The organism is Roseateles sp. P5_B10, assembly GCF_056400485.1.
Genome location: NZ_JBFULE010000880.1, coordinates 1 through 2,083, shown reverse-complemented (window position 1 = coordinate 2,083; position 2,083 = coordinate 1). Strand labels below are relative to the sequence as shown.

At 64.6% G+C, this 2,083-nt stretch carries 2 protein-coding genes; both read right to left on the bottom strand.

The window, feature by feature from the left end:
* On the bottom strand, positions 1-987 hold a 987-nt coding region (locus tag AC1DU6_RS28805), incomplete at its 3' end, for a PilT/PilU family type 4a pilus ATPase (protein ID WP_477861333.1).
* 77 nt (positions 988-1,064) lie between these two features.
* Positions 1,065-2,083: type IV pilus twitching motility protein PilT (locus AC1DU6_RS28800; protein ID WP_477861331.1), on the bottom strand; the 1,019-nt coding region annotated here is incomplete at its 5' end.

Genomic DNA, 2,083 nt, shown 5'->3' with positions numbered 1-2,083 from the left:
GAAGAGGGACTGGTCGAAGGTCTGCATACCCTGCTCGCGGGAGCGCTTCATCAGCTCCTTGATCTCGGTGATCTCGCCCTTGAAGATCAGGTCTGAGATCAGCGGCGAATTCAGCAGTATCTCGACCGCGGCGACACGGCCCTTGCCTTCGCGGCGCGGCAGCAGGCGCTGGCTGATCAGCGCGCGCAGGTTCAGCGACAGGTCCATCAGCAGCTGCTGGCGGCGGTCCTCGGGGAAGAAGTTGATGATGCGGTCCAGCGCCTGGTTGGCGCTGTTGGCGTGCAGCGTCGCCATGCACAGGTGGCCGGTCTCGGCAAAGGCCACCGCGTGCTCCATGGTCTCGCGGTCACGCAGCTCGCCCATCAGGATGACGTCGGGCGCCTGGCGCAGCGAGTTCTTCAGCGCGGCCTCCCAGCTGTCGGTGTCCAGGCCCAGCTCGCGCTGCGAAACGATGCAGTTCTTGTGCGGATGCACGAACTCGATCGGGTCCTCGATGGTGACGATGTGGCCGTAGGTCGTCTCGTTGCGCTCGTCGATCATCGCGGCCAGCGACGTGCTCTTGCCCGAGCCGGTGGCGCCGACGACGATGACCAGGCCGCGCTTGTGCTGCACCACCTCGCGCAGGATGACCGGCAGATCCAGCGACTGGATGGTGGGCAGCGTCGACGGAATCGTCCGCAGCACCAGGCCGACCTGGCCCTGCTGCAGGAAGGCGTTCACGCGAAAGCGCCCGACGCCATGCGGCGAGATCGCGAAGTTGCACTCCTTGGTGCGCTCGAACTCGGCCGCCTGCTTGTCGTTCATGATGGCCCGCGCCAGCTGCAGCGTGTGCTGGCCGGTCAAGGGCTGGGGCGAGACCTTGGTCAGCTTGCCGTCCACCTTGATGGCCGGCGGGAACTCTGCCGTCAGGAAGAGGTCGGAGCCCTTGCGCGACAGCATCAGCCGCAGCAGGTCGTTGATGAACTTGGAGGCCTGATCGCGTTCCATGAATGGCTTTCTATGTTTGCGGCGTTTTGCCGTCACTCACGTGGCAAGCCACATGAGTGACGTCAAATTCCCCGGGACTAGCCCGGGAAATTTTCCGGAAACTTCGCTTTCGAGCGAGCTTCGGCGGGAGAAATGATGTTGCGGCGGACGAGGTCGGTCAGGTTCTGGTCCAGCGTCTGCATGCCCTGCGAGTTGCCCGTCTGGATGGACGAGTACATCTGCGCCACCTTGTTCTCGCGGATCAGGTTGCGGATGGCCGAGGTGCCCAGCATGATCTCGTGCGACGCGACGCGGCCGGTGCCGTCCTTCAGCTTGCACAGGCTCTGCGAGATGACGGCCACCAGCGATTCGGAGACCATCGCCCGCACCATCTCCTTCTCGGCCGCGGGGAAGACGTCGACGATGCGGTCCACCGTCTTGGCGGCCGACGAGGTGTGCAGCGTGCCGAACACCAGGTGGCCCGTTTCCGCGGCAGTCAGCGCCAGCCGGATGGTTTCCAGGTCGCGCATTTCGCCCACCAGCACGCAGTCCGGGTCTTCGCGCAGCGCCGAGCGCAGCGCGTTCGCGAACGAGTGCGTGTGCGGGCCGACCTCGCGCTGGTTGATCAGGCTCTTCTTGGATTCGTGCACGAACTCGATCGGATCCTCGATGGTGAGGATGTGGCCGTACTCGTTCTCGTTGAGGTGGTTGACCATGGCGGCCAGCGTCGTGCTCTTGCCCGAGCCGGTCGGGCCGGTCACCAGCACCATGCCGCGCGGCTTGAGCGCCAGTTCGGCGAAGACCTTGGGCGCGTTGAGCTGCTCCAGGCTGAGGATCTTGCTTGGAATGGTCCGGAATACGGCGCCCGCGCCACGGTTCTGGTTGAAGGCGTTGACGCGAAAGCGCGCCAAGCCCTGGATCTCGAAGGAGAAGTCGACTTCCAGCGTCTCCTCGTACATCTTGCGCTGGGAGTCGTTCATGATGTCGTACACCATGTCGTGGACCGCGCGGTGGTCCAGGGCCTCGACATTGATGCGGCGCACGTCGCCATGCACCCGGATCATCGGCGGCAGGCCGGCCGAAAGGTGCAGGTCCGACGCCTTGTTCTTGACCGAAA